Source organism: Pseudomonas sp. TUM25319, from assembly GCF_056388475.1.
Genome location: NZ_CM150751.1, coordinates 6862580 through 6888946, shown reverse-complemented (window position 1 = coordinate 6888946; position 26367 = coordinate 6862580). Strand labels below are relative to the sequence as shown.

30 protein-coding genes and 1 pseudogene are annotated in these 26367 nt (G+C 64.4%); 17 read left to right on the top strand and 14 right to left on the bottom strand.

From position 1 onward, the window contains the following. Nucleotides 1-48 precede the first annotated feature (48 nt). From AC05QJ_RS31265 to lptM, 6 genes are read right to left on the bottom strand one after another with little or no spacing between them, the layout of a single operon-like run. Entirely contained in the window at nt 49-744 is a 696-nt protein-coding gene (locus AC05QJ_RS31265) for an HAD family hydrolase (RefSeq protein ID WP_476745015.1), read from the bottom strand. Beyond that, on the bottom strand, nt 741-1637 hold the full coding sequence (gene xerC / locus AC05QJ_RS31260; RefSeq protein ID WP_476745014.1) for a tyrosine recombinase XerC: 897 nt from the start codon (nt 1635-1637) through the stop codon (nt 741-743). The genes AC05QJ_RS31265 and xerC overlap by 4 nt, the downstream gene beginning before the upstream one ends. Then, entirely contained in the window at nt 1637-2374 is a 738-nt protein-coding gene (locus AC05QJ_RS31255; RefSeq protein WP_476745013.1) for a DUF484 family protein, read from the bottom strand. Before AC05QJ_RS31255 ends, xerC begins: the two co-directional genes overlap by 1 nt. A 13-nt stretch (nt 2375-2387) precedes the next feature. Next, nucleotides 2388-3218: a diaminopimelate epimerase gene (dapF, locus tag AC05QJ_RS31250; RefSeq protein WP_476745012.1), complete on the bottom strand. Its 831-nt coding sequence runs from the start codon at nt 3216-3218 to the stop codon at nt 2388-2390. Nucleotides 3219-3222: 4 nt separating this feature from the next. Beyond that, the gene (gene lysA / locus AC05QJ_RS31245) at nt 3223-4470 is read right to left on the bottom strand and encodes a diaminopimelate decarboxylase (RefSeq protein WP_476745011.1); all 1248 of its coding nucleotides are present in this window, start codon (nt 4468-4470) and stop codon (nt 3223-3225) included. Between the two features lie 9 nt (nt 4471-4479). Continuing rightward, nucleotides 4480-4617: an LPS translocon maturation chaperone LptM gene (lptM, locus tag AC05QJ_RS31240; protein ID WP_476745010.1), complete on the bottom strand. Its 138-nt coding sequence runs from the start codon at nt 4615-4617 to the stop codon at nt 4480-4482. Nucleotides 4618-4802: 185 nt separating this feature from the next. Between lptM and cyaY the strand changes: the two genes are divergently transcribed. The 3 genes from cyaY (at nt 4803) to rnk (ending at nt 6003) form a co-directional block, all read left to right on the top strand. Beyond that, the gene (gene cyaY, locus AC05QJ_RS31235; RefSeq protein ID WP_476745009.1) at nt 4803-5135 is read left to right on the top strand and encodes an iron donor protein CyaY; all 333 of its coding nucleotides are present in this window, start codon (nt 4803-4805) and stop codon (nt 5133-5135) included. Between the two features lies 1 nt (nt 5136). Further along, entirely contained in the window at nt 5137-5358 is a 222-nt protein-coding gene (locus tag AC05QJ_RS31230) for a DUF1289 domain-containing protein (protein WP_411016774.1), read from the top strand. Between the two features lie 234 nt (nt 5359-5592). Further along, the gene (rnk, locus tag AC05QJ_RS31225) at nt 5593-6003 is read left to right on the top strand and encodes a nucleoside diphosphate kinase regulator (protein WP_476745008.1); all 411 of its coding nucleotides are present in this window, start codon (nt 5593-5595) and stop codon (nt 6001-6003) included. On the opposite strand, the gene AC05QJ_RS31220 is transcribed toward rnk, so the two are convergent. The 3 genes from AC05QJ_RS31220 to AC05QJ_RS31210 form a co-directional block, all read right to left on the bottom strand. Continuing rightward, complete coding sequence (locus AC05QJ_RS31220) at nt 6004-8859, bottom strand: class I adenylate cyclase (RefSeq protein ID WP_476745007.1); 2856 nt, start codon at nt 8857-8859, stop codon at nt 6004-6006. A 173-nt stretch (nt 8860-9032) separates the two neighbouring features. Then, nucleotides 9033-9278 carry a TIGR02647 family protein gene (locus AC05QJ_RS31215; RefSeq protein WP_476745006.1) on the bottom strand — a complete coding sequence of 82 codons (246 nt, stop codon included), beginning with the start codon at nt 9276-9278 and terminating at the stop codon, nt 9033-9035. Nucleotides 9279-9362: 84 nt separating this feature from the next. Further along, nucleotides 9363-9647: a hypothetical protein gene (locus AC05QJ_RS31210; protein WP_476745005.1), complete on the bottom strand. Its 285-nt coding sequence runs from the start codon at nt 9645-9647 to the stop codon at nt 9363-9365. A gap of 149 nt (nt 9648-9796) precedes the next feature. On the opposite strand from AC05QJ_RS31210, the gene AC05QJ_RS31205 reads away from it, so the two are divergent. Continuing rightward, the gene (locus AC05QJ_RS31205; protein ID WP_476745004.1) at nt 9797-10459 is read left to right on the top strand and encodes a glutathione S-transferase family protein; all 663 of its coding nucleotides are present in this window, start codon (nt 9797-9799) and stop codon (nt 10457-10459) included. A 179-nt stretch (nt 10460-10638) separates the two neighbouring features. Here the strand turns inward: AC05QJ_RS31205 and argH are convergent, their stop codons facing one another. After that, nucleotides 10639-12033 (bottom strand): argininosuccinate lyase, encoded by a 1395-nt coding sequence (argH, locus tag AC05QJ_RS31200; RefSeq protein ID WP_476745003.1) that lies wholly within the window; start codon nt 12031-12033, stop codon nt 10639-10641. Nucleotides 12034-12254: 221 nt separating this feature from the next. Here argH and AC05QJ_RS31195 point away from each other — a divergent pair. The 8 genes and pseudogenes from AC05QJ_RS31195 to rsd form a co-directional block, all read left to right on the top strand. Continuing rightward, a pseudogene (locus tag AC05QJ_RS31195) lies at nt 12255-12362 on the top strand (sensor histidine kinase); the annotation flags it as partial. Further along, nucleotides 12359-13105 carry a LytR/AlgR family response regulator transcription factor gene (locus AC05QJ_RS31190; protein ID WP_476745002.1) on the top strand — a complete coding sequence of 249 codons (747 nt, stop codon included), beginning with the start codon at nt 12359-12361 and terminating at the stop codon, nt 13103-13105. The pseudogene AC05QJ_RS31195 and the gene AC05QJ_RS31190, both read left to right, overlap by 4 nt. A 118-nt stretch (nt 13106-13223) precedes the next feature. After that, nucleotides 13224-14165, top strand: coding sequence for a hydroxymethylbilane synthase (gene hemC / locus AC05QJ_RS31185; protein ID WP_476745001.1), 942 nt, complete (start codon nt 13224-13226; stop codon nt 14163-14165). Next, nucleotides 14162-14929, top strand: coding sequence for a uroporphyrinogen-III synthase (locus tag AC05QJ_RS31180; RefSeq protein WP_476745000.1), 768 nt, complete (start codon nt 14162-14164; stop codon nt 14927-14929). The genes hemC and AC05QJ_RS31180 overlap by 4 nt, the downstream gene beginning before the upstream one ends. Before the next feature lie 44 nt (nt 14930-14973). Continuing rightward, entirely contained in the window at nt 14974-16104 is a 1131-nt protein-coding gene (locus AC05QJ_RS31175) for a uroporphyrinogen-III C-methyltransferase (RefSeq protein ID WP_476744999.1), read from the top strand. Further along, nucleotides 16101-17339 (top strand): heme biosynthesis HemY N-terminal domain-containing protein, encoded by a 1239-nt coding sequence (locus tag AC05QJ_RS31170; RefSeq protein WP_476744998.1) that lies wholly within the window; start codon nt 16101-16103, stop codon nt 17337-17339. Before AC05QJ_RS31175 ends, AC05QJ_RS31170 begins: the two co-directional genes overlap by 4 nt. Before the next feature lie 195 nt (nt 17340-17534). After that, nucleotides 17535-18047, top strand: coding sequence for a disulfide bond formation protein B (locus AC05QJ_RS31165; protein WP_476744997.1), 513 nt, complete (start codon nt 17535-17537; stop codon nt 18045-18047). A gap of 228 nt (nt 18048-18275) precedes the next feature. Continuing rightward, nucleotides 18276-18746 (top strand): sigma D regulator, encoded by a 471-nt coding sequence (rsd, locus tag AC05QJ_RS31160; protein WP_476744996.1) that lies wholly within the window; start codon nt 18276-18278, stop codon nt 18744-18746. Nucleotides 18747-18773: 27 nt separating this feature from the next. Here the strand turns inward: rsd and AC05QJ_RS31155 are convergent, their stop codons facing one another. Continuing rightward, the gene (locus AC05QJ_RS31155; RefSeq protein WP_476744995.1) at nt 18774-19439 is read right to left on the bottom strand and encodes an FKBP-type peptidyl-prolyl cis-trans isomerase; all 666 of its coding nucleotides are present in this window, start codon (nt 19437-19439) and stop codon (nt 18774-18776) included. Nucleotides 19440-19679: 240 nt separating this feature from the next. Between AC05QJ_RS31155 and AC05QJ_RS31150 the strand changes: the two genes are divergently transcribed. Then, complete coding sequence (locus AC05QJ_RS31150) at nt 19680-20831, top strand: AlgP family protein (RefSeq protein ID WP_476744994.1); 1152 nt, start codon at nt 19680-19682, stop codon at nt 20829-20831. On the opposite strand, the gene AC05QJ_RS31145 is transcribed toward AC05QJ_RS31150, so the two are convergent. Then, the gene (locus tag AC05QJ_RS31145) at nt 20807-21289 is read right to left on the bottom strand and encodes a TIGR02444 family protein (protein ID WP_476744993.1); all 483 of its coding nucleotides are present in this window, start codon (nt 21287-21289) and stop codon (nt 20807-20809) included. The two genes, AC05QJ_RS31150 and AC05QJ_RS31145, sit on opposite strands and share 25 nt — an antisense overlap. A 50-nt stretch (nt 21290-21339) precedes the next feature. Between AC05QJ_RS31145 and AC05QJ_RS31140 the strand changes: the two genes are divergently transcribed. From AC05QJ_RS31140 to AC05QJ_RS31125, 4 genes are all read left to right on the top strand, one after another. Further along, entirely contained in the window at nt 21340-23250 is a 1911-nt protein-coding gene (locus AC05QJ_RS31140; protein WP_476744992.1) for an ATP-binding cassette domain-containing protein, read from the top strand. Then, nucleotides 23250-23837 (top strand): mechanosensitive ion channel domain-containing protein, encoded by a 588-nt coding sequence (locus AC05QJ_RS31135; protein ID WP_476744991.1) that lies wholly within the window; start codon nt 23250-23252, stop codon nt 23835-23837. Before AC05QJ_RS31140 ends, AC05QJ_RS31135 begins: the two co-directional genes overlap by 1 nt. Nucleotides 23838-23922: 85 nt before the next feature. Next, nucleotides 23923-24555, top strand: a complete 633-nt coding sequence (locus AC05QJ_RS31130; protein ID WP_476744990.1) for a LysE family transporter — start codon at nt 23923-23925, stop codon at nt 24553-24555. A gap of 69 nt (nt 24556-24624) precedes the next feature. Then, nucleotides 24625-24957: a DUF2834 domain-containing protein gene (locus AC05QJ_RS31125; RefSeq protein WP_476744989.1), complete on the top strand. Its 333-nt coding sequence runs from the start codon at nt 24625-24627 to the stop codon at nt 24955-24957. Nucleotides 24958-25015: 58 nt separating this feature from the next. Here the strand turns inward: AC05QJ_RS31125 and AC05QJ_RS31120 are convergent, their stop codons facing one another. Next, entirely contained in the window at nt 25016-25759 is a 744-nt protein-coding gene (locus AC05QJ_RS31120; protein WP_476744988.1) for a penicillin-binding protein activator LpoB, read from the bottom strand. Between the two features lie 3 nt (nt 25760-25762). Then, nucleotides 25763-26353, bottom strand: coding sequence for a penicillin-binding protein activator LpoB (lpoB, locus tag AC05QJ_RS31115; protein WP_476744987.1), 591 nt, complete (start codon nt 26351-26353; stop codon nt 25763-25765). Nucleotides 26354-26367: the final 14 nt, after the last annotated feature.

The window sequence follows — 26367 nt, the reverse complement described above, 5'->3', positions numbered from 1 at the left end:
CGCTGTAATGAAAAAGCCCGCTATCGCGGGCTTTTTTGCGTCCGGGGTTCAGCGCCAGCGGGCCAGGACTTCCGGCAGTTGCGACAGGCGCTGGATCTCCGCGTCCGGGCGGTTGTCGGCGGCCCAGGCCTTGCCCTGCGGATTGAACCAGACCGCGCGCAGACCGGCCTGCTGTGCGCCGGCGATGTCATCGCCAGGGTGGTCGCCGATATGCACTGCCGCTCCCGCCTCGACGCCGCCCTGGCGCAGGGCCTCGCGAAACGGCGCCGGGTCGGGCTTGCCGATGCCCAGGTCTTCGGCGCACAGGGCGAACTTGAAGTAGTCGGCCAGGCCAAGGCGGCGCACATCGGCGTTGCCATTGGTGACCACCCCCAGCGTGTAGTGGTGGCGCAGGATCTCCAGTACCGGTTGTACCTCCGGGAAAATGTCGATCTGGTGACGGGCATGGAGGAACACCTCGAAACCTTCGTTGGCCAGCTCGCGGGCATGCGCCTCGCTGTAGCCGACCTCTTCCAGGGCGTGGAACAGTACCCGCCGACGCAGCGCGCTGATGCGATGCTTGAGGCCCGGCTCGGCCTGTACCAGGCGCTCGCGGATCGCGTACAGGTGCTCGACCGGCACGCCGCCAAGGGTCGGCGCGTTGGCCGCCAGCCAGTCGCGCAGGACGGCTTCGGCGCTGACGATCACCGGTGCGGTATCCCACAGGGTGTCGTCCAGGTCGAAGGTGATCAACTGGATACTCATGAGTCGCTGCCTTTGCGTTTGGCACGAGGGTGGGCGCTGTCGTAGACCGCTGCCAGGTGCTGGAAATCAAGGTGAGTGTAGATCTGGGTGGTGGCGATATCGGCGTGGCCGAGCATCTCTTGTACCGCCCTCAGATCCTGGGAAGACTCCAGCAGATGGCTGGCGAAGGAGTGCCGCAGCATGTGCGGGTGCAGCTTCTGGCCGAGCTCGCGCTCGCCGGCAGCCCGCACTCGCAACTGAATGGCCCGTGGCCCCAGGCGCCGGCCTTTCTGGCTGACGAACACGGCGTCGTCCGCCGGATTGCTCAGGGCCCGCAGCGCCAGCCATTGCTCCAGTGCTTCGCGCGCCTTGCGGCCTACCGGCAGGACGCGGGTCTTGCTGCCTTTGCCGTGCACCTGCACCAGGCCGGCGGGCAGATCCAGTTGCTCCAGGTTCAGGCCGGTCAGCTCCGAAAGGCGCAGGCCGGAGGAGTAGAACAGCTCGAGAATGGCCTGATCGCGGCGGGCGAGAAAATCATCCTCCACGCCGCCATCGAGCAGTTGCAGGGCGCGGTCGGTGTCCAGCACCCGCGGCAGGCGGCGTTCGCCCTTGGGCGCCGACAGGCCGTTGGCCGGATCGTGGTCGCACAGCCCTTCGCGGTTCAGGTAGCGGTAGAAACCGCGCACTGCCGAAAGCAGGCGAGCGAGGCTGCGGGACGACTGCCCCTGGTGATGACGGCGAGCGATGAACTGGCGCAGTTGCTGGATCTGCAGGGCGTGCCAATCGCCGATACCGTTGTTGCCACACCAGGTCATGACGCTGTCCAGGTCGCGGCGGTAGGCCAGTTGGGTGTGCTCGGACATCTGGCGTTCGTTGCGCAGGTGCGCGCAGAACGCTTCCAACTGGCGTTCCATCAGCGCACCGGGCGCAGCGGTTGGGTCACGCGCGGGATGACGCGGCCAAGCACTTCGGCGATGTAGCCCAGGAACAGCGTGCCGACAGTGCTCTTGTAGTGGTGCGGGTCGCGGCTGCCGATGGCCAGCACGCCATGCAGGCCCTGGTATTCCACTGCCGCGACAGCACTGGAACCGACTTCCTTGCGCTGCGCTTCGCCGAACAGGAAGTCCAGCTCATGGTCGCGCAGGTTGCCGCTGACGGTCTTGCCGCCGGCGAGCAACCCGCCGATGGCTTGCTGGGCTTCGCTGGTGGCGACCCAGCGGCCCACGGGTGCAGTGTTTTCGCCGAACAGGATCAGACTCACGAAGGGCACGCCGAAGTCCTGACGCAGCCGGTCTTCCACCGCCATGACCACGGCATCGAGGGTGTCGGCGTCGAGCAGGTCGAGAATCAGCCGGCGGGTTTTCTCGAACAGCCGGTCGTTGTCGCGAGCGACGTCCATCAGGTGGGAAAGGCGGTGGCGCATCTCGATGTTGCGATCGCGCAGCAGCTTGAGCTGGCGCTCTACCAGGGAGACGCTGTCGCCACGCTGGTGGGGGATCTGCATTTCCAGCAGCAGATCGTCGTGCTCGGCGAAAAAGGTCGGGTTGGCAAGCAGGTAGGCGGCCACGGCCTCAGCCCCGACGGTGGGCGCGGTGCCCTCCGCGAGCATGTCGCTGGGCTGTTCGGCTGGCACCTGGGGCTGATCGGTCATGGCTGGCACTCACTCATAGACGAACCTGTCCTTCGAATACACGCACCGCCGGGCCGGTCATCATCACCGGCTGCCCCGGACCGTTCCACTCGATGGACAGGCGTCCACCGGGCAGGTCGATCAGCAGCGGCGAATCCATCCAGCCCTGGCTGATGGCGGCGACCGCCGCAGCGCAGGCGCCGGTACCGCAGGCCTGGGTTTCCCCGGCGCCGCGCTCCCACACGCGCAACTGCGCGCGGTGACGGTCGATGACCTGGAGGAAGCCGACGTTCACCCGTTTCGGGAAGCGCGGGTGGTTTTCGATCTGCGGACCGAGGTCGTGGACGGGCGCGCTGTTGATGTCATCGACGCGCAGTACGGCGTGGGGGTTGCCCATCGACACGGCAGCCAGTTCCACGGTCTGCCCGGCGACGTCCAGCGGGTAGCTGAGGGCCTGGGCAGGCGCCTGGAACGGGATCTCGGCCGGGACGAAGCGCGGCGGGCCCATGTCGACGCAGATCTGGCCGTCGTTGCGTACGTCCAGTTCGATGATGCCGCTCTTGGTTTCGACGCGGATCTTCTTCTTCGCGGTCAGGCGCTTGTCCAGCACGAAGCGGGCGAAGCAGCGGGCACCGTTGCCGCACTGTTCCACTTCGGAGCCGTCGGCGTTGAAGATCCGGTAGCGGAAATCGACCTCAGGATTGCTGGGCGCCTCGACGATCAGCAACTGGTCGAAACCGATGCCGGTATGGCGGTCGCCCCACTGCTTGGCGTGCTTGGGCTGGATGTGCGCGTGCTGGCTGACCAGGTCGAGGACCATGAAGTCATTGCCCAGGCCGTGCATCTTGGTAAAACGCAAAAGCATCGTGTCACTCCGGCAGCAGGCTTTCGCCGGCGAACAGCTCGGCTACGGTCTCGCGGCGGCGCACTTCGAAGGCCTGGTCGCCATCGACCAGCACCTCGGCGCTGCGGCCACGGGTGTTGTAGTTGGAGCTCATGACGAAACCATAGGCGCCCGCCGAACGAACGGCCAGCAGATCGCCTTCGGCCAGGTTCAGAGCGCGTTCCTTGGCCAGGAAGTCGCCGGTCTCGCAGATCGGCCCGACCACGTCGTAGGTGCGTGGCTCGCCGGCGCGCGGCTGCACGGCGCTGACGTCCATCCAGGCCTGGTACAGGGCCGGACGGATCAGGTCGTTCATCGCCGCGTCGACGATGGCGAAATCCTTGTGCTCGGTGTGCTTGAGGTACTCGACCCGGGTCAACAGGACGCCGGCGTTGGCAACGATATGCCGGCCCGGCTCGAATACCAGTGCCAGGTCGCGATCGCCGAGGCGCTCGCGCACGGCCTTGATGTAGTCGCCGGCCAGTGGTGGCTGCTCATCGCGGTACCGCATGCCGAGACCGCCGCCCAGGTCCAGGTGACGCAGCAGGATGCCGCAGTCGCCGAGGCGATCGACCAGCATCAGTACGCGGTCGAGGGCATCGAGGAAGGGATCGAGGGACGTCAGTTGCGAACCGATGTGGCAGTCGACGCCGACCACGTCCAGGTTGGGCAACTGCGCGGCACGGATGTAGACCTCTTCGGCATCGGCGATGGAAATACCGAACTTGTTTTCTTTCAGGCCGGTCGAGATGTACGGGTGGGTGCCGGCGTCGACATCCGGGTTGACCCGCAGCGACACCGGGGCCCGCAGGTTCATTTCGGCGGCGACCTGTTGCAGGCGCTCCAGCTCGTCGGTGGATTCGACGTTGAAGCAGTGCACGCCGACTTCCAGGGCGCGGCGCATGTCTTCGCGGGTCTTGCCGACGCCGGAGAAGACCACGCGGTCGGCTCGGCCGCCGGCGGCCAGGACGCGTTCCAGCTCGCCGCCGGAGACGATGTCGAAGCCCGCCCCGAGGCGCGCCAGGACGTTCAGCACGCCCAGGTTGGAGTTGGCCTTGACGGCGAAGCAGACCAGGTGCGACATGCCTTGCAGGGCGTCGGCGTAGCTACGGTACTGGGCCTCGATGTGGGCGCGGGAGTAAACGTAGGTCGGAGTGCCGAAACGCTCGGCGATCGCCGACAGGGCTACGCCTTCCGCGAACAGCTCGCCGTCGCGGTAGTTGAAAGCGTCCATCGGGGCCCCTTACTGGTGCTGGTGCGATTGCGACTTCTTGCCGTCCTTGCCGTCTTCAGGCAGGTACAGGGGGCCTTTCTGACCACAGGCGGAGACAAGGCAGGCAACCGCGACGAGCGCCGCGATGGAGGAAATCAGGCGCTTCATGGCGAAATCCTTTGATTTAAGCAGTATTGCGCCGGAGTATACCGAGCGCCCGGCCCCTTGCCTATGAGCCCGGCCAGCCGTCGGGCGGCGGGGAGGTGGTCGCTGCGTTAGCCTTTGCATTCGTGGCTCGGCGCTCGTATCTTGCCCGGCTTGCGTGTTGAGCAGACATTTTCGAGGTTCTTGCAATGAGTTTGAGCGAAGCGCGTTTTCACGACCTGGTCGATGCGACCCAACAGGCACTGGAAGACCTGTTCGATGAAAGCGGAATGGACCTGGACATGGAAAACTCGGCCGGTGTGCTGACCGTCAAGTTCGACAATGGCAGCCAGCTGATCTTCAGCCGCCAGGAGCCACTGCGTCAGCTCTGGCTGGCGGACCGTTCCGGCGGTTTCCATTTCGACTACGACGAAGAAAGCGGCAAGTGGGTCTGCGAAAAGACCGAGGAGCTGCTGGGCGAGATGCTGGAACGCATCGTCTGGGAGCGCGCCGGGGAAAAACTCGATTTCGAAGAGATCTGAGATGACCACTGCCGTTCGGCCGCCCAAGCCGCTGTACAGCAATGTCAGCCCGGCGGTGAAATCCCCTTGCATCAGCACCTGCCGCCTGGATGAGGCGCGGGTGTGCATTGGCTGCTTCCGTCATGTCGAAGACATTCGCGAGTGGCGCTCGGCCGATGACCAGCGGCGGCGCGAGATCTGTGCCGAGGCGGGTGCGCGGCGGATGGCGGCTACCGGGGCCTGACGCTTTTGTTGGTCTTGCCGGCCTCATCGCCGGCAATGCCGGCTCCTACAGGGACCGGGTGCGCTGCAAACTTGTGGGAGCTGGCGTTGCCAGCGACAGGGCCTTGAAGGCTTGTGAAATTGCCCGGCTGTGGTAGTGTCAGTCTCACATCGGCCAAAGCCGAGCTTATTGAAAACCCCGCCCTTGGGCGGGGTTTTGCTTTATTCGATCTGCCAAAAGGAGTCGTACCGGATCATGAGCACCAAGCCTTCCCTCATCCTCACCCGATTGGACGTGCAGCGTCTCGAGCGCCTGATCGACAGCCTCGATGAAGACGTGCCGGGTGTGCTGGCCCTGCAAGGCGAGCTGGACCGTGCCGGGCAGGTGGTCGGTCACGAGGAAGTGCCCGCCGGCGTGGTGACCATGAACTCCCGCGTGCACTGCCGCGAAGAGGCTAGCGGCAAGGACTACCACCTGACCCTGGTCTACCCGAAGGACGCCGGCAAGGACGGCAATGTGTCGATCCTCGCGCCGATCGGCTGCGCGCTGCTGGGCCTTTCGGTGGGTGAGCAGATCGACTGGCCGGCACCCGGTGGCAAGACCCTCAAGCTCAAGCTGCTGGAAGTCGAATACCAGCCGGAAGCGGCCGGCGACTTCGACCTCTGATCACACCGCCGCCAGCGCCTGGTTCAGCACCTGCTCCAGCTCCTGCTTGTAGCGCAGGTAGAGCATGCTCGAACCCTGTCCGTCGGCGAGCAGGTCCGACAGGTCCAGGTCGGTGATGTAGCAGCGGTAGCGCTGGGCATCCCGGCGCTGTTCGATGATCTCGCGAGCGACCACGGTGTAGAGCTGGTCGCCATGGTCCAGCTCGGAAAACTCCTTCTGGTTGCAGTACAGCGTGACGTGCAGCGCACCGTCGAGACTGGCCTGGATGATGGCCTGGACCTCGTAGTAGGGCTGGTCCAGTGACAGTTCCGGTGCCTGCCACGGCTCTACCTGGCGAGCGCGGCCGGAGCCTGATGGCAGCAGCCGGTAATAGAGGATGTCCAGCGGTTGTGCTTGCTGTTCGTCCATCGGCAGACGGGCGTTGCGGCGGAACACCACCGATTGCAGGAAGCGCTGCAGCGGCAGCAGCAGGCTGCTTTCGTCATGGTATGGCAGGCGCTGCTGCCACAGGGCGTTGTACTCATCCAGTACGTAGACGTCGGCCCAGGCGTCCTGCACCCGGTAGAACACCTGCACGCACTGTGGCTGGCCATGGGGCAGCACCAGGGCCAGGTCGTGGTCTTCCAGCACATTGCCGTCCAGCGCCAGCGGGCTGTAGCTGCTGCGTTCCTGGCCGAGCCAGGCGAACAGGGCGGCCTGGCTGTCCAGCGACACCAGATTGACCCCGCCAGCGAGCATTTCCAGAACATGCGTGTGCTGTTGCACCTGGATCAGGTAGCGGTAGTCCAGATGCTGGTCGTGCAGGCGCTGGGCGGTGCCGAATACGTCTTCGACGCGCTGGGCGATGGCGATGGCGCGGTTGTGGCAGAAGCTGCGCACCCTCAGGGCTGGCCGGTGTGGCGCCTCCGTCGGCGTAGTGTCGAGGCTGTTGAGGTAGTCCCGCAGGCAGCGCAGCAGCGCGTGCTCGCCGTCGTAGCGCAGTACCTGCACCTCGTTCCAGCTGTTGAGGGTGATCTGGTCGAGGGTCAGGACCAGGTTTTCCCGTACCCCGGCGTAGCTCAGCGAGTCGGTGCGCTCGGTGGTCATCAGGATGTTCAGGTCACGGTGATGCCGCAGCGGATCGACGCCGACATTCACCAGCAACAGCACATCGTCCGCCACGCTGGGGCGCAGCAGGCGGGCATCGCTGACGGTGGTCAGCGGCAGAGCGACGCTCTGTTGCAGGCTGCCGATCAGGTTGAACAGTTCGTACTCGCTCAGGTCGCTGCTGCCCGGATGCAGGGCCAGGCGGGTAGCGCTGTCGATGATGCCGTTGCGGTGGGCCCAGGCCAGCAGTTCGAGCAGGTCGCGGCTGCGCTTGATCGGGGCGAAGTGTTCCCACTCGTGGGCATTCAGGTTGCCGTTGTACAGCCCCCAGTGGGTCTGGCCAGGCTCCTTGCGGTCGGGGGATTGCACCAGGGTCAGGGTGTCTTCGGCCAGGTCCGGGGCGACGCCGGGATTGACGAATTCCACCTTGCCGGCACGGCGTTCGAAGGCCGCGTAGAGGCGCCGGCCCAGAATGTTCAGGTCGCGCTGGTCGATGCGCGCGGTGGCGCCCAGGTTACGGGCGAACTGGTCGAGGAAGCGGTAGCTGTGGTTCAGCTCGGCCACCAGCACCCGGCGTTCGGCGGCGACCTGGCGCACTTTCCACTGGCTGCGGCTGTCCAGCAGCGCGAGCTGGCGTTCGTCCCAGCCCCATTCCCGGCTCAGGCGCTCCAGCAGTTCGGACTGCCAGTTGGCGCGTTGCCGGGCCATCTGGCTGATCTTGCGATTGACCTTCAGGTACAGGCTGCGTCGCACCAGCTCCAGGCGCTGGTGCTCGCCGCGACGCTGCAGATACTGCTCGATGCGCCGGTAGACCATCATGTACGGGTCCAGCTCATCCAGGTCCAGCACGTTGGCGAAAACCGCTTGTTTGAAGTGCAGGCTCAGGCAGCGCACGTCCGGATGCTCGCTGGCATAGACCTCGGTCAGCAGCAGCTTGAGCACCGACTTGTAGGGCGACTCGATGCCCTTGAACAGTTGCCACAACCCGGCACCGACGAACTCGCCGGGCGGTATGTGCGAGAGGTTGCCGAGGTCGAGCACCTCGTCGCAGCGCACGAAACGCTTGGACAGCAGTGTCTCGGTGTAACGCGCGTAATTGCCTTCCTCGTAGACCGGCACCAGCCACCACAGCGGCGTGCGTCCGGCCAGCCAGATCGCGGTGCGATAGAACTCGTCCAGCAACAGGTAGTGCTGGGTGGTGCCGCAGTCGTCCGAGCTGAGGCGGCTTTCGCGCTCGCCAGTGACGAACTGCCGCGGCTCGATCATGAACAGGTGCGCTTCAGCGCCCTGGCTGGCGGCCCAGGCTTCCAGCAATTGGCATTTCTTGCGCAGCTCGGCCACTGCTGCCTCGCCCAGGTCTGGCGCGTGGCAGACCCAGATGTCCATGTCGCTCTGCTCCGCCTGGGCCAGAGTGCCCAGGCTGCCCATCAGGAACAGGCCGTGGATCGGTAGCGTTTGCTCGCCGCGTTTGGCTTTGTAGGAAAAGGACCGGGTCAGGCGCTGGGCATCGGCCAGGGCCAGTGGCGTCGGCTCATAGGCAGATACGCCAGCGGGGGTATTGCCGGAAACATAGCCGGGCAGCAGCGGATGATTGACGTGGAAGAACAGCGGCAGCAGGGTCAGTACTTGCTGCTGGCGGCTGGACAGCCCTTCCATGGCCCGGGCCAGACGACCCTGGTTGAGATCCAGGAAGCGCTTGCGCAACTGGCTGAGGACCTTGCGGTCGATGCCCTGATCGAGGTCAGGACGAATTTCGTGAGGGTGATTCATCGCAAGCTAAAACCGGCCGTCAGGAAGGCATCGGCGAGTTTAGCTGTAGTCCCACTGTAGGAACGAGCGCTATTTGATTTTTGACGTCATTTTCCCAGCGCCGTCTGTCGGCGCCACCGATTCTGTCGTGACAAGCCCGCAGCGGGGGCGACGGGCTTGTACTCGGGAAGGGGTCAGGCGGGCTCGGCGACGTTCAGAATGGTCAGCAGTTGCTGGGCGGCTTCCGCAGCATCGTGGCCCAGTTGCGTGAGGTAGCCGCCATCGGGCTGGTCGATCAGTTTCTTTTCATAGAGGCGTTTGGCCGCCGCGATGACCTTGGGAGCGGCAGTAGCGTGGACTTTAAGACCTTCCTGAGTGCTGTCGAGATTGAACAGCGCGAGAATTTCCAGTTCGGCAACCAACTCGGGTGTGAACGACATAGATACTCCGGACTTCAAGATAAGGAGGGTGGCACCTCTGCGGATGCCTGGTCTTGCAGTGTAGTCAGCCTCGCTATGTTTGCCTCAGTCTTTCTCGGGTGGCAACTCGGGCAGGGCGCGCAGTGCGGTCTCGTACCACTCGGTGTTGAACGGGCGGTCGTCTTCGAGCATCGCGTCGATCTCGACGGCCAGGACATGCGCCATCAGGTTGAGGATGTCTTCGCGCTCGTAGCCCACCAGGGTCAGCTTGTTGAAGGCTGCCTTGGCCGCCGGTGGCTCGCCGCTTTCGATCTGGTTTTCGATGGCCTGGGTCAGGGTCGACTCGGCGAAGGCTTCTTCATCGTCGTGGTCGATATCGTGGTCGCTCATGGGCGCGCTCCTGTGGGACAAGGCAGCCAGTGTGCCACGGCCTTGCCGACAATGCCGTGCTATCTGCCGTGCGCATGATGCTGGTCAGCTTCGGTCGATTGCCGCTATAACTGCCCGGCCAACCCCTTACGGCCTGGAGGCTGTCTTTCATGCTCAAGCTTCATGGATTCGCGGTCAGCAACTACTACAACATGGTCAAGCTGGCATTGCTGGAGAAAGGCCTGCCGTTCGAGGAAGTGCTGTTTTTCGGCGGCCAGGTCCCCGACTCGCTGAAGATCAGCCCGCGTGGCAAGGTGCCGGTGCTGGAGACCGAACACGGTTACCTCAGCGAAACCGACATCATCCTCGACTACATCGAACAGACCCAGGGCGGCAAGCCGCTGCTGCCGGCCGATCCGTTCGCCCGGGCGAAGGTCTGGGAGCTGGTCAAGGAAATCGAGCTGTACATCGAGCTGACCGCCCGGGTGTTCTACCCGCAGTCGTTCTTCGGAGCCGAAGTACCGGAGGCGCTCAAGGCCAAGGCCTGGCCGGAGCTGCTGGCGGGGCTGGCGACGCTCAAGCGCAACGGCGTGTTCGCGCCTTATGTCGCCGGCGACAGCTTTACCGTGGCGGACCTGTACTTCTTCTTCAGCGTCGATCTGGCCCGTGCCGTGGGCAAGAAGATCCATGGCGTGGATGTGCTGGAAGACTTCCCGCAGGCTCAGGCGCTGCTCGAACTGATCGGGCAGAACCCGCATGTGGCGGCGATCAACGACGCCAAGGCGGCGCAGTTCCCGACCTTCCTGGAGAAGGTGGTCAAGGCGCGTAGCTGAGGGAGGTATTGATTGGCTCAAAACCTCGTAGGAGCGGCTTCAGCCGCGATTGGCCGCGCAGCGGCCACAAAACCTGCATCCCCGGTACATCAGGCTTATCGGGGACTCAGGTTTTACGACGGCTGCGCCGCCGTTCGCGGCTGAAGCCGCTCCTACAGGGGCGCGCCAGCTTCAAGGGCTCAGCGGCTGGCCAGAAGGGCCTTGCCGCGGGTCACGGCAGCGCGGACCTGTGCCGGCGCGGTACCACCGATATGGTCACGGGCGTTGACCGAACCTTCCAGGGTCAGCACGGCGAACACGTCCTGCTCGATCTGGTCGCTGAACTGGCGCAGTTCGTCCAGGCTCATCTCGGCCAGGTCCTTGCCGGTGTCCACGCCGTATTTCACCGCATGGCCAACGATTTCGTGGCAATCGCGGAACGGCAGACCGCGGCGTACCAGGTAGTCGGCGAGGTCGGTGGCGGTGGAGAAACCGCGCAGGGCCGCTTCGCGCATCACCGCGTGACGCGGCTTGATCGCCGGGATCATGTCGGCGAAGGCGCGCAGCGAATCGCGCAGGGTGTCGGCGGCGTCGAACAGCGGTTCCTTGTCTTCCTGGTTGTCCTTGTTGTAAGCCAGCGGCTGGCCTTTCATCAGGGTCAGCAGGCCGGTCAGGGCGCCGAACACGCGGCCGGTCTTGCCGCGAACCAGTTCCGGCACGTCGGGGTTCTTCTTCTGCGGCATGATCGAGCTGCCGGTGCAGAACCGGTCAGGCAGATCGATGAACTGGAACTGGGCGCTGGTCCACAGCACCAGCTCTTCCGAGAAGCGCGACAGGTGCATCATCGCCACGCTGGCAGCGGCGCAGAATTCGATGGCGAAGTCGCGATCCGAAACGCCGTCCAGGGAGTTGCCGGCCACGGCTTCGAAGCCCAGCAACTGGCAGGTCAGCTCGCGGTCGATCGGGTAGGTGGTGCCAGCCAGGGCCGCGCTGCCCAGCGGCATGCGGTTGGTGCGCTTGCGGCAGTCCACCAGGCGCTCGTAGTCACGGCTGAGCATCTCGAACCAGGCCAGCAGGTGGTGGCCGAAGGTCACGGGCTGTGCGGTTTGCAGGTGGGTGAAACCGGGCATCACGGCTTCCGCTTCGCGCTCTGCCTGCTCCAGCAGGCCCTGCTGCAGGCGAGTGATCTCGCCCAGGATCAGGTCGATCTCGTCGCGCAGCCACAGGCGGATGTCGGTGGCCACCTGATCGTTGCGGCTGCGGCCGGTGTGCAACTTCTTGCCGGTGATGCCGATGCGGTCGGTCAGGCGCGCCTCGATGTTCATGTGCACGTCTTCGAGGTCGACACGCCAGTCGAAGTTGCCGGCCTCGATCTCGCCCTGGATGGTCTTCAGGCCGTCGATGATGCTGTCGCGCTCGGCGTCGGTGAGCACGCCGACCTTCGCCAGCATGGTGGCGTGGGCGATCGAACCCATGATGTCGTGGCGGTACAGGCGCTGGTCGAAGGTGACGGAGGCGGTGAAGCGGGCGACGAAGGCGTCGACGGGCTCACTGAAGCGGCCGCCCCAGGACTGGTTGGTCTTGTCAGTGCTCATGGATTCGCTCGTTGAAGGCGTGAACGGGAAAAAAGTGCGGCAGATGATAACAGGGTTGCCGGTCGCCATGAGGCCCGGAAGTCGGCGCAAATGCGGGTTTGTGCGGTCCGCAGGGGCCGGAACGGTTATCGCGCGAAGCGATATTGCAGGATTGAACGGCAGTGTTGCGGCAACCGTCTACAGTTGGACAGAGGATCGGCATGTTTGCCGTCGACCAGTGAATCTTTAGCCATCGTGCGAGTCTGAGCGTGGATCGCAGTGACGGTCGTCACCTCACCTGTCTACGTTACCCTTGTGCGAGACTCACGCAGGAATCCAGCGCAATATGAATGTCCTGATCGTTGATGACGAACCCCAAGCCCGCGAACGCCTGAGCCGGCTGCTCGGCGACCTGGAGGGCTATACCGTGCTGGAGCCCAGCGCCACCAATGGCGAGGAAGCCCTGGCCCTGATCGACAGCCTCAAGCCCGACGTGGTCCTGCTCGACATCCGCATGCCTGGCATGGACGGTCTGCAGGTTGCCGCCCGCTTGTGCGAGCGCGAGGCGCCGCCGGCGGTGGTGTTCTGCACCACCGATGACGAATTCACCGCGCAGGCCTTCAAGGACAGCGCCCTGGGCCATGTGCTCAAGCCGGTGCAGGCCGAGGAACTGCACAGCGCGCTGCGCAAGGCCGACCGGCCCAACCGCTCGCAACTGGCGGCACTGACCCGGCCCGCCGCGGAAAGCGGCAGCGGCCCGCGCAGCCACATCAGCGCCCGCACCCGCAAAGGCATCGAACTGGTGCCGCTGGACCAGGTGATCTACTTCATCGCCGACCACAAGTACGTGACCCTGCGCCACGAGAGCGGCGAGGTCCTGCTGGATGAACCGCTCAAGGCCCTGGAAGACGAATTCGGCGAGCGCTTCGTGCGTATCCACCGCAACGCACTGGTGGCCCGCGACCGCATCGAGCGCCTGCAGCGCACGCCGCTTGGGCACTTTCAATTATTCCTCAAGGGACTCAACGGCGACGCCTTGATCGTCAGCCGGCGGCATGTGGCCGGCGTTCGGAAAATGATGCAGCAGCTTTAGGGCGGGGCAGGAACGCAGCACGACCAGGGATGGTCATTTCCCCCTCATGACATAGATCTGCAAGAGGCTTTTGCGGAACTGTTATGATCCGGCCAATCTTTCTGGTACGGATCGATCCATGTCCACTCGCGAAATCCGCATTGCCACCCGCAAAAGCGCCCTTGCCCTGTGGCAGGCCGAATATGTCAAAGCCCGCCTGGAACAGGCCCACCCGGGGCTGATCGTAACCTTGGTGCCGATGGTCAGCCGTGGCGACAAGCTGCTCGACTCGCCGCTGTCGAAAATCGGCGGCAAGGGCCTGTTCGTCAAGGAACTGGAAACCGCGCTGCTCGAACAGGAAGCCGATATCGCCGTGCATTCGATGAAGGATGTGCCGATGGACTTCCCCGAAGGCCTGGGGCTGTTCTGCATCTGCGAGCGTGAAGATCCGCGCGATGCTTTCGTTTCCAATACCTTCGCCAGCCTCGATGCGCTGCCGCAGGGCAGCATCGTCGGCACTTCCAGCCTGCGCCGCCAGGCCCAGTTGCTGGCGCGTCGTCCTGACCTGGAAATCCGCTTCCTGCGCGGTAACGTCAACACGCGCCTGGCCAAGCTCGATGCCGGCGAGTACGACGCCATCATTCTCGCCGCCGCCGGCCTGATCCGCCTTGGCTTCGAAGACCGCATCACCGACACCATCAGCGTCGATGACAGTCTGCCGGCAGGTGGCCAGGGCGCGGTGGGCATCGAATGTCGCACCGCCGACCACGAGATCCATGCCTTGCTGGCGCCGCTGCACCACGCCGACACCGCCGATCGCGTCAGCGCCGAACGTGCCCTGAACAAACACCTCAACGGCGGCTGCCAGGTACCGATCGCCTGCTATGCGGTGCTGGAAGGCGATCAGTTGTGGCTGCGCGGCCTGGTGGGCGAGCCTGCCGGCGGTGCGCTGCTCAACGCCGAGGCCCGCGCACCGCGGGCGCAAGCCGAAACCCTGGGCGTGCAGGTCGCTGAAGCGCTGCTGGCCCAAGGGGCGGGAGACATTCTCAAGGCAGTCTACGGCGAGGCCGGCCACCCGTGACCTCGTGGCGACTGCTGCTGACCCGTCCGGCCGAGGACTGTGCGGCGCTTGCCGCCACCCTCGCGGCTGCAGGCGTGCATGGCAGTTGCATGCCATTGCTGGATATCGAGCCCTTGGCGGTTTCGGAGCAGCATCGGGCGCTGGTGCGCAATCTCGACCCTTACTGTGCGGTTATCGTGGTCAGCAAGCCGGCGGCGAAGCTTGGCCTTGCGCTGCTGGATGAAACGGGCGGGCAACTCGCCGGCCCGGACTGGTTCAGCGTCGGCGCCGCGACGGCTGGCGTGCTGCAAGGCCATGGCCTGAGGGTACATTTTCCCGACGGTGGCGATGACAGCGAAGCGCTGCTGCGCCTGCCGCAACTGCAGGCGGCGCTGGCCCAGGCGCAACCGCGGGTGTTGATCCTGCGGGGCGAGGAGGGGCGCGAGCTGCTGGCCGGACAGTTGACCGCGCTGGGGGCGAAGGTCGACTACCTGCCACTGTACCGTCGGGTACTGCCCGACTACCCTGCCGGTACCCTGGTGCAGCGGGTCTCGGCGGAACGCTTGAATGGCCTGGTGGTCAGCAGTGGGCAGGGATTCGAACACCTGCGCAGCCTGGCTGCCCGCGATTGGCCGAGCCTGGCGCGCTTGCCCTTGTTCGTACCAAGCCCGCGGGTGGCCGAGATGGCCCGCCTGGCCGGTGCGCAGAACGTGGTGGATTGCCGTGGCGCCAGTGCCGCGGCTTTGCTGGCGGCGTTGCAGGAAACCCCTGCACCCGCTTCCTAAGGCGCTAAGCTGATGCGACGCGCCTCAATGCAAAGGATGGATACGTGAGCGAAACAGCCTTGCCCAACGATGATCTTCAAACGACGTCCGAGGCCTCGACCCCAGCGTCGCCCGAGCCTTCCGGGCGCTCTGGCAATGGCCTGGCGATCCTCGCCCTGTTGCTCGGCGCCGCTGGCGTCGCAGCGGGTGGCTGGGGCTTGTGGCAGGTCCGTCACCTGCAGCAGGTCAACCAGGTCCAGGTCGATCAGGTTCGCCAACTGAACGAACAGACTGAAGCCCTGCAGGCCCGTGAACAGCAACTCAGCGCGCAACTGGGCAGCTTGCCGCCCGCCGGTGAACTGGAAGACCGCCGCCGTCTCGTGGCGCAATTGCAGGGTGACCAGCAGCGCCTGAACCAGCGCCTGGAAACCGTGCTCGGTGCCAGCCGCAAGGACTGGCGCCTTGCCGAGGCCGAGCACCTGCTGCGCCTGGCCAGCCTGCGACTGTCGGCCTTGCAGGACATCGCCAGTGCCCGTGCCCTGGTCGAAGGCGCGGACCAGATCCTGCGTGAGCAGAGCGATCCCGCCGCGTTCGCCGCCCGCGAGCAGTTGGCTCGCAGCCTCGCTGCCCTCAACAGCATTGAGCAGCCGGACCGTACGGGCCTGTTCCTCAAGCTCGCCGCGCTGCGCGAGCAGGTGGTGCAGCTCAACGTGCTGGCGCCGGAGTTCCAGGCGCAAGGCGAATCGCTGCTCGGCTTTACCGCCGATGGCGATGGCGCCAGTCGCTGGTCGCAATGGTGGGAACAGATTTCCCGCTACTTCCGCATCGACTTCAACGCCGACAAGAACATCAAGCCACTGCTCGCCGGGCAGGCGCTGAGCCAGGTGCGACTGGCCCTCAGCCTCGCGCTGGAGCAGGCCCAGTGGGCCGCGCTCAATGGCGAGGCCAAGGTCTATGGCCAGGCACTGGATGAAGCGCGCGGCGTGCTGCTCGCCAACTTCAACCGTGACAACGAACAGGGCCGGCTGATGCTCGATCAGCTCAACGCCCTGGTCAAGGCGCCGGTCACCGTGAATACGCCAGAGCTGACCGACAGCCTTGCCGCCGTGCAGGCTTACATCGAGCGCCGTCACCTGCCCGCCGAGGAAGTGCTGCGTCAACCGTCCACCGGGAAAGCCCAGGAGGTCACGCCATGAAGCGCGTCTACCTGCTGGCGGTGGTGGCGATTGTCGTTGCCGCTGCGCTGGGGATCGCCGTGGCCCGACACAGCGGCTATGTGCTGATCGCCTACGACAGCTTCCGCTACGAATCGAGCCTGTGGGCGACCCTGGCATTGCTGGTGGGTGTGGTGCTGTTGCTGTGGCTGGTAAAGCTGCTGGTCGGTCTGGTGTTCACTTCCACCGGGCTGGTCAACCCGTGGTCGCGCCATAACCGCAGCCGTCGCACCCGGATTGCCATCGAGCAGGGCCAGATGGACCTCGCCGAGGGCCGATGGGCCAGCGCGCAAAAGCACCTGCATCGTGCCGCCGAGGCGGAGCGCCAGCCACTGCTGTACTACCTCGGCGCGGCGCGGGCGGCCAACGAGCTGGGGCGCACCGAGGACAGCGACAACCTGCTGGAGCGCGCGCTGGAGCGCCAGCCCCAGGCGGAGCTGGCCATTGCGCTGACCCATGCGCAACTGCAAGTGGACCGCGGCGACACCGATGCTGCGCTGGTGACCTTGCAGGCCATGCACGAGCGTCATCCGCACAACCCGCAGGTACTTCGCCAATTGCATCGCCTGTACCAGCAGCGTGGTGACTGGCCCGCGCTGATTCGCCTGATGCCGGAGCTGCGCAAGGACAAGGTACTGTCGGCCAAGGAGCTGGCCGAACTCGAGCGCCGTGCCTGGGGCGAGAACCTGGGGCTGGCGGCGCAGCGCGAGGAAGACGGCCAGGCCGCCCGGCAGTCGCTCGAGCGTGCCTGGCAGCAACTGACCAACGCCCAGCGCCAGGAGCCGCAGTTGGTGTTGGCCTACGCCGAGCAACTACGTCAGTTGGGGGCCGAGAGCGCCGCGGAAGAGGTGCTGCGTGCGGCCATCAAGCGCGAGTACGAAAGCCATCTGGCACGGCTTTATGGCCTGGTGCGTGGCAGCGACCCGGCGCGGCAGTTGCAGACGGCCGAGGGCTGGCTCAAGGCGCACCCGGATGATCCAGGCTTGTTGTTGACTCTGGGTCGGCTGAGCCTGCAGAACCGTCTGTGGGGCAAGGCGCGGGATTACCTGGAAGGCAGCCTGCGCCTGCAGCGCAACCCCGAAGCGTGCGCCGAACTGGCCCGTCTGCTCGCCGGTCTGGGCGACAACGAACGCAGCAACGCGCTGTTTCAGGAAGGGCTCGGTCTGCTGGACGAGCGCCTGTTGGCCCTGCCGCTTCCCGACCAGGTCAGGGCTTGAGCTGTCGCCGTGAAATAAGCCTTTTGGATATTTCACGGCGCCTCTCGGAATCGCCTGATGGGCATTACGGAATTTTCCTATGTTTTTCGGCGAAATTTCCATTGGTAATCAGGGAGTTGTCTGCTCGGTTGCTTCTTGAAACAAAGGGGGTATTTCCTCTACCGTTGCGCTGTCTCCGTTTTCCCTGGTTCCGCCATGCAATTGGCTTGCTTTCGCTCATTCTTCTTCCCGGCTCTCCTGGCCTCCGTGCTCGTGCTCTGTGCTGCGTTCTATCTTGAGTACGGTCTGGGCCAGGTCGCGTGCCAGCTGTGCCAGGGGCAGCGGATTCTGCTGGGCGCATTCGCGCTGGTTTGTGTCAGCGCACTCATCCATGGTTCGGCCCGTACCCGCTTCCATCTCTGGGCCTGCCTGAGCCTCGCTTTCGCCGGCGCGACGCTCGCGGCCCGGCATGTCTGGTTGCAGGGTGCTGTAGCCAGCGGCGTTTCCTGCGCACACGCCAACCCTGCGGTGGCCGGGCAGGCATCAGCGGGCGACTGGCTGCACGGGATGCTGTCGGGTTGGGCGGAGTGTGCGCCGATCACCTGGAGCTTTCTGGACATGAGTGCGCCGGAGTGGAGTCTGCTGACATTCTTCGGGCTGGGCGTCCTGGTCCTTTCTCGGCTGATCGCTCGGCATCGCTTGAACCCCGATGATTCAGCGCGGTCATGAAAGAGTGCCACCGGTCTTCGATTGACGAGTGGCGATGCGTCGCAGGCTCAAACACTTGTATGAAACTAGTCACCTGCGTACCTTGAAGCCAAGGGCGTGCGGGAATAATCTCCCCTGCACGCATACCGAAAACACTGCTGCTCAATGCCGTCTGCCGATATTCCTGTTTGTATCTCAGGCTTGAGATACGGGGGCGCAGAGGCAAGACCCACTAGGGATGAGACCGCCATGTTAGATAGTTGTCAGAATGCTCAGGAACGCTGGGGTGGGGTTCACAAGCTCATTGACCGCTGGCTGCAGGAGCGCAAGGAGCTGGTCACTGCTTTTCGAGCGTTGCGTGATGCCAAGCCTGTCTTTGCCGACAAACACTCCAACGATCCGTTCTGCCAGATCCTCGTTGACTACGTGTCAGCCTGGCACTTCGAAATCCGCGAGCAACTGGTGAGTGAAGCCAAGGCATTTGGCGATAACCGCGGGTTGGAGCTGATGGAGCAGATCGGCGAGCGCGTGGATGCGATCACGGAAAATGCTCTGGCCTTCAACGACCACTGCACCGAGGGCAAGTGCACTGACGCCGAGCGTTTCGCTGAAGAGCTGAACAAGCTGGGTGCCCAGTTGCGCGAGCGCTTCGAACTGGAAGATTGCCTGATCGAAGTCCTGCATAACGCGCACAAGGAAGAGGCTCCGGCCGAAGCCTGAGCCTTGCCCCGGGACGTTGCCGGCGCTTCAGTCGGCAACGCCGAGCAATTCGATCTCGAATACCAGCGGCGTATAGGGCGCGATCAGGTCGCCTGCGCCATCTGCGCCATAGGCCAGCGCCGAGGGGATCACCAGGCGATATTTCGATCCTGTCGCCATCTCCGGCAATGCCGCTTGCCAGCCTTCGATCACACTGTTCAGGTTGAACCACTGGGGTTGATCGTTCTGGTCGAACACCGTGCCGTCCGGCAACTTGCCCACGTAGCGTACCTGAACCTTGCCGCCCGCTTTGGGTTGGCTGCCGCTGCCAGCTTGCAACTGGGTCATCAGCACACCATCGCTCAATTCCCGTACCCCGGCACGACCACGCTCGTTGGCGATGAAGCGTTTTTCCGCTGCCAGTGCCTGTTCCACCTGCGACTGGGCCGCTGCCGCGTTCGCCTGCTGGTCATGCTGGGCGAGCACGGCATCGATGCGTGCCTGGCTCAACGCCAGTGGCTTGTTCTGGTAAGCCTGTTGCAGCCCCTCGATCAGTGCCTGGAGCTGCAGGCCCGGTACTTCCTGGCGCAGGCGCTCACCCAGGCTTGCGCCGAGGCTGTAGGCGAGGTCGTGATCGTGGGTCGTGGTCTCGGCTTGCTGGGCGAAGACTGGCGGCAGCATGAAGAATAAAGACAGCAGGAAGTAGCGCGGCACGGGCGGGCTCCGAAGTCGGCAACAAGTGTTGCGGCGCTCAGGATTATGCCTGTATGCACGCGCCAAGTTAGTTAATTGTCAGCGGCTGCTAATTCAGCATCTACACTTGTTTCGAGCTGCAGTGATAACAACTTTGCCCAGGCATGCAACGCGGCGTGTTCTTTACGGTCAACATGCCCTAGCGGCGATAGCAGCACAGGTCTAGTATGAGCCGCAATTTCGTCAGCCAGGAGGTAAGCCATGTCGGCCAACAAGAAGCCAGTCAATACGCCTTTGCACCTGCTACAACAACTCTCGGGCAGCCTGCTCGAGCATTTGGAAAATGCCTGCTCTCAAGCGCTGGCTGATGCGGAAAAACTCTTGGCCAAGTTGGAAAAACAACGTGGCAAGGCGCAGGAGAAACTGCACAAGTCCCGTCTGAAACTTCAGGACGCTGCTGCCGCGGGTAAAGCCAAGGCTCAGGACAAGGCAAAAAATGCCGTCGGTGAATTGGAAAAAGTGCTCAATTCGCTGAAAGATCACCAGACCGAAACTCGCGCATATATTGCGCAACTCAAGCGTGATGCTCAGGAAAGTCTGAAACTGGCTCAGGGCGTAGGTAAAGTTCGCGAGGCTGCGGCCAAGGCACTGTCTACCCGTGTACCGGCCAAGGCTGCCACGAAAGCTGCGGCCAAACCCGCGAAACCAGCCGCCAAGGCTGCGGCTGCCAAGGCACCAGCCAAACCTGCAGCGAAGCCGGCTGCGGCCAAGCCTGCCGCGACCAAGGCAGCGGCCAAGCCCGCTGCCAAAGCCGCTGCTGCCAAGGCTCCAGCCAAAGCCGCCGCCAAGCCTGTAGCGGCCAAGGCTCCGGCCAAGGCGGTTGCCAAACCTGCAGCAGCCAAGGCCGCGGCTAAACCGGCCGCCAAGCCTGTAGCGGCCAAGGCTCCTGCCAAGCCAGCCGCCAAAGCTGCCGCTGCCAAGGCTCCAGCCAAACCCGCTGCCAAGCCGGTAGCTGCCAAGGCTGCGGCTACACCGGCCGCGAAGCCCGCTGCTGCCAAGGCTTCGGCCAAGCCAGCCGCCAAGCCTGCAGCCGCTGCCAAAGCCCCCGCCAAACCGGCCGCCAAGCCTGCAGCCGCTGCCAAAGCCCCAGCCAAGCCAGCCGCCAAACCTGCGACCGCCAAGGCTCCGGCCAAACCAGCAGCCAAGCCAGCTGTTGCCAAAGCCCCGGCCAAACCTGCGGCGACGAAGGCACCTGCCAAGCCAGCCGCCGCCAAACCGGCTGCTGCCAAGCCCGCAACGCCTGCTGCAACTCCAGCGCCGTCGGCTACCCCGGCACCGGCCGCCTCTTCTGCTTCCAGCGCACCAGCCGCCGCACCCGCGGCAACCCCTCAGTCGCCGTCTTCGGCGTCCTGAGTCGTCGGTATCGCGGCGCGCAGCACCTGCAGCGCGTCGTGGTGCCGGGTGGCTGCCGGTGCCAGCCGGACCAGCCAGCTATCCAACGGGGCTTCGTCCCCGTTCGGCCAGCCCTCGCAAACCCTCTCGAGCCGATCCAGTTGCCGGCGCTCGGCATCCAGTTCCAGCGCTTTCACCCGCTCCCGTAGCAGTGCCAGTTCCGCATCGTGCGCGGCTTCTGCGCGCCACTGTTGTCGGAGCGTGCGCAGCGGCTGCACTACTTCCCGTTGCCAGGGGCCGGCCAGCTTGCGCAGCTGTGCGGCTCGGTTGCCATTCGGCATGACGCCACGCCGATCCAGCCAGGCACCACACAGCAGCAGGCAGACATCCGCACCCTGGGCCTGCAATTCCAGGCAGGCGGCTTCCACGCCGGGGCGGGCGTAGAGCCCAAGAGCAAAATTCCACAGGTCGGTGTGCATGGTCCCACTCGCGCCAGTTGCCATCGAAGCTGGTAGACTCCGCGGCCATTATGATCAGACTCTCGAACCTCACTTTACAGCGTGGTCCGCAACGCCTGCTAGAAGGCGCGGAGCTCACCCTGCACGCCGGCCAGAAAGCCGGTTTGATCGGTGCCAACGGCGCCGGCAAGTCCAGCCTGTTCGCGCTGCTGCGTGGCGAGCTCACCCCGGACTCGGGTGACTGCCAACTGCCTGGCGACTGGCGTATCGCCCATATGCGCCAGGAGGTCGATACCCTCGATCGGCTGGCCGTGGATTACGTGCTCGACGGCGATATCCGTCTGCGCCAGGTCCAGGACGCCCTTGCCGCCGCCGAAGCCGCCCATGACAACGCTGCCCTGGCGCGACTGCATGTCGAACTCGACAGTGCCGACGGCTATACCGCCGACGCCCGGGCGCGCAAGTTGCTGGCCGGCCTCGGTTTCAGCAACGAGCAGATGGACCGCCGTGTCGGCGACTTTTCCGGTGGCTGGCGGATGCGTCTGAACCTGGCGCAGGCGTTGATGTGTCCGTCCGACTTGCTGCTGCTCGACGAACCGACCAACCACCTGGACCTCGATGCCATCCTCTGGCTGGAAGACTGGCTCAAGAGCTACCCCGGCACGCTGCTGCTGATCTCCCACGACCGCGATTTCCTCGATGCCGTGGTCGATCACGTCGCCCATGTCGAGCAGTGCAAGCTGACGCTCTATCGCGGTGGCTACACCGCCTTCGAGCGGGCCCGTGCCGAGCGCCTGGCGCAGCAGCAGCAGGCCTACGAGAAGCAGCAGGCGCAGCGCGCGCACATGGAAAAGTACATTGCCCGGTTCAAGGCCCAGGCCACCAAGGCCCGCCAGGCACAGAGCCGGATCAAGGCCCTGGAGCGCATGGAGGAACTGTCGGCGGCGCATGTCGATTCGCCGTTCGACTTCGTGTTCCGTGAGTCGCAGAAGATTTCCAGCCCGTTGCTCGATCTGTCCGAGGCCCGTCTCGGCTACGGCGACAAGACCGTGCTGGAGAAGATCAAGCTGCAACTGGCGCCGGGCGCCCGTATCGGCCTGCTCGGCCCCAACGGTGCGGGCAAGTCGACCCTGATCAAGAACCTCGCCGGCGAGCTTGAGCCGTTGGCCGGTCGTCTGGTGCGGGGTGAGAACACCTCGGTAGGCTACTTCGCCCAGCATCAGCTCGACTCGCTGGATAGCAAGGCCAGCCCGTTGCTGCACCTGCAGCGCCTGGCGCCGACCGAGCGCGAACAGACGCTGCGCGACTTCCTGGGCGGCTTCGACTTCCGTGGCAACCGCTGCGACGAGCCGGTGCTGAATTTCTCTGGTGGTGAAAAGGCCCGCCTGGCCCTGGCGTTGATCGCCTGGGAACGGCCGAACCTGCTGCTGCTCGATGAGCCGACCAACCACCTGGACCTGGAAATGCGCCTGGCGCTGACCATGGCATTGCAGGAGTTCAGCGGTGCGGTCGTCGTGGTTTCCCACGATCGTCACCTGCTCAAGAGCACCACCGACGAGTTCCTGCTGGTCGCGGACGGCAAGATGGAAGCCTTCGACGGTGACCTCGACGACTACGCCCGCTGGCTGGTGGAATATCGCCAACGTACTGCACCGGTGAGTAACGCGCCGGTCAACCCGGACAAGACCGACAAGAAGGCCCAGCGCCAGGCTGCTGCGGCCCTGCGCCAGCAACTGGCACCGCACAAGCGCCAGGCCGAGAAGCTCGAAGCCGACCTGGGCAAGGTCCATACCGAGCTGGCCAAGGTCGAGGCGAGCCTCGGTGACAGCGGTGTCTACGAGGCGGCGCGCAAGGATGAGTTGCGCGACCTGCTGGCCCGTCAGGCCCAGCTCAAGGGGCGAGAGGCAGAACTGGAAGAGGCCTGGATGGAGGCGCTGGAAGTGCTGGAGACCATGCAGGCGGAGCTGGAGGCGTTGTCCTGATGGAGTCGTTGCGGCAGATGTTGCCAGTGGAGTGGATCGGACCTTTCTGGATGGGCCTGCAGATCCTGCTGATCCTGGTGGTGGCCTTCATCCTGCAAAGGCTGGTGGCCCGCTGCCTGAAGCGCCTGAGCGAGCGCTATCCGTTGCCGCCACAATTGATGGTGCCGCTGCGCGGTGGCCTGCGCTGGCTGATCATGGGCAGCGCACTGTTGTTCGTGCTGGAGCGCCTCGGCGTGTCCGCGACGGTGTTGTGGACCGCGTTGTCGGGCTTCGTCGCGGTAGCGGCGGTGGCCTTCTTCGCGATCTGGAGCGTGCTGTCCAACTTGCTCTGTGCAGTGCTGATCTTCACCGTCGGGCCGTTCCGCATCGGTGATGTGGTCGAACTGGTGGACACCACCGACAAGCCGGGTATCAAGGGCCGGGTCACCGCCATCAACCTGCTGTTCACCACCCTGGTGGAGTTGCCTGAAACCGGCGGAGCGCTGGTGCAGGTACCCAACAGCCAGTTCTTCCAGAAGTCCGTACGCCGCTGGCGCGGTAGCGACGTGCTGCCGTTGGTGGTCGAGGACAGGTCGTCCAGCAACTGATGGTTTCCCGAAAACTTTTGTGGTGATTTTCCCTCAGGCGGATTAGCGTTGAGCCCTTGAACCGTTTTTTTGGCCGAGGTGTGAGATGTCGCTGGAAACGTGGTTGGCTTTTTTTGCCGCCTGTTGGGTTATCAGTCTGTCGCCGGGTGCGGGGGCCATCGCCTCCATGTCCTGCGGTCTGCAATATGGTTTCTGGCGCGGTTACTGGAACGCCCTGGGCCTGCAGCTGGGCCTGATCCTGCAGATCGCGATCATTGCCGCCGGCGTTGGCGCCATCCTTGCGGCGTCGGCCACGGCGTTCCAGATCATCAAGTGGTTCGGCGTTGCCTACCTGATCTACCTGGCGGTGAAGCAATGGCGGGCATTGCCGGCGGACCTTTCCGACGAGTCCGCAGTACGGCCGATCGGCAAACCGTTGAGCCTGGTATTCCGTGGCTTCCTGGTCAACGTCAGCAACCCCAAGGCGCTGGTGTTCATGCTCGCGGTGCTGCCGCAGTTCATCAACCCCCACGAGCCGCTGCTGCCGCAGTACGTGGCGATCACCGTGACCATGATCAGCGTGGACCTGCTGGTGATGGCCGGCTACACCGGTCTTGCCGCCAAGGTGCTGCGTCTGCTGCGCACGCCCAAGCAGCAACGGCGGATGAACCGTACTTTTGCCGGTCTGTTCCTTGGCGCGGCGACCCTGCTGGCGACCATTCGCCGGGCGCCGGTCTGACGCCTACGGCAATGAAAAAGGCGACCGGGAGGGTCGCCTTCGTTTCAGGTTGGTCTTACAGGAGTTCACATGCAGGTCATCTACCTTCTTTTCTGCCTTGCCGGCGCGGCGTTGCCCCTCTCACAGTTCATCCCGTGGCTTTCTGCCCACAGTCTCGACATTCCGTTGCTGATACAGCAGGCAACCGCTGAACGTATCGCCGCATTCGCCTGGGCGGATGTGCTGATTTCAGGGCTGGTGGTGATGGTGTTCGTGATCGCCGAAGGCCGCAGGCTCGCGATTCCCCGGCTGTGGCTGCCGCTGGCCAGTCTGGCCGTCGGGCCGTCGCTGGCATTGCCACTCTTTCTCTGGCTGCGGGAGCGTCATCTGGCAACTGCCAGGCTTGAGACGGCCGTGGGCTGATTGCTGCTGCGGTCTTCAAGCCCCCTCACATTGCGTGCAAGGGGCTTGAAGCGCGCCTTTAGCGCAGGATCTGCGCCGGCTCGTCCGGTGGCAGGTTGTTGCCACCCTGATAGCTGCGTGGCTGCCCCGGGACCGGGCCGCCCAATTGCTCGGCCAGTTGCCGGGCTACATCGATGCCCAGTTCCTTCGACACTTCGCGTACCACTCGCGGCCGGTTCAGGCTGACCTTGATATCCCGGCCGTTGACCAGCTTGGTGTCCTGTCCTTCACCAGTGGCGGTGAACGCCGAGGTGATCTCGTAGGTGCGGGTGTTGATCAGGCTGAAATCCGCCACCAGGCTCAGGCCCAGCACCGCCGAGTAGCTGTCGGTGTGGTCGAGGGCGTTGATATCGCGCTGGAAGTCGATGTCCGACAGGGTGCCGAACAGCACGTAGTCGGCGCCCTTGAAGTTGCCGGCCTTGATGCGCTTGATGATGTCGTAGACGTCACCCTTGGCATCGGCGGTGTAGGGCGTGCCCTGCACCAGCTGGAACATGCCGGTCTTGAGGATTTCGCCCTTAATGTCGCCGCTGAACTTGCGCAGCTCGGTCTGCTCGATGTAGCTGTCACGGCTTTCGAACTCGGCATAGCTCGACGAGCTGTTGGCGTGGTATCGGCTCGCCTGGGCGTTGCTCTGTGCCGCGACGATGTGGATGTACTGCTCCACGCGCTCCTGATACGCCAGGTCAGTGACTGCAACCTTGGGGGCCGCCTGCACGCCGAAGGCGCAGGCCAGGCCCAGAATTCCCATCCATGCGCGCATGACTTATCGCTCCGTGGTCTTGCGGATTTCTTTTTCGTCCATCCACTCGGCCAAGCCGCTTTCGACGTCGATCAGTTGCAGGCTGAACTTGTAGAACACGTCCTTGTAGTCGCTGCTGCGCTTGACGATGGAGCTGATCGAGCCTTCCAGGCGATATTTGGCGGCGATCATGTTGCCGGTCTTGGCGACGGTGTTCTTCTTGTACAGGCCGCTCTGGTTCTGCAGCTTGAGCTGGTCGACCTGGCTCTGCATCTCGGTGTTGTCGCTGGCGAAGCGGGCGGTGCCGGACTTCATCAGCTGGGTCTTGATCGAAGTGGTGATCTCGCGGGTATCGATGTACTCGCTGGTCTTGTTCTTCACGTCGTAGACCTGTACCACCGGACGCCCATGCAGTACGCCGGACTGGGCCAGCGAACGGGTCATGCTTTCGGCGATCATCTGCAGGTCGGTGGAGCCGAATTCGTTGGTCACCAGCTCAACGGCCTTGCTGTCGCCGTAGCTGATGTTCTTGCCACCCAGTACCGGGGAAGGCGAGGAGCAGCCAGTGGCCAGGACGACAACGGCGGCGAGAGCGGAAAGACGGGCGTATTTCATCGGTAAAACTCCTG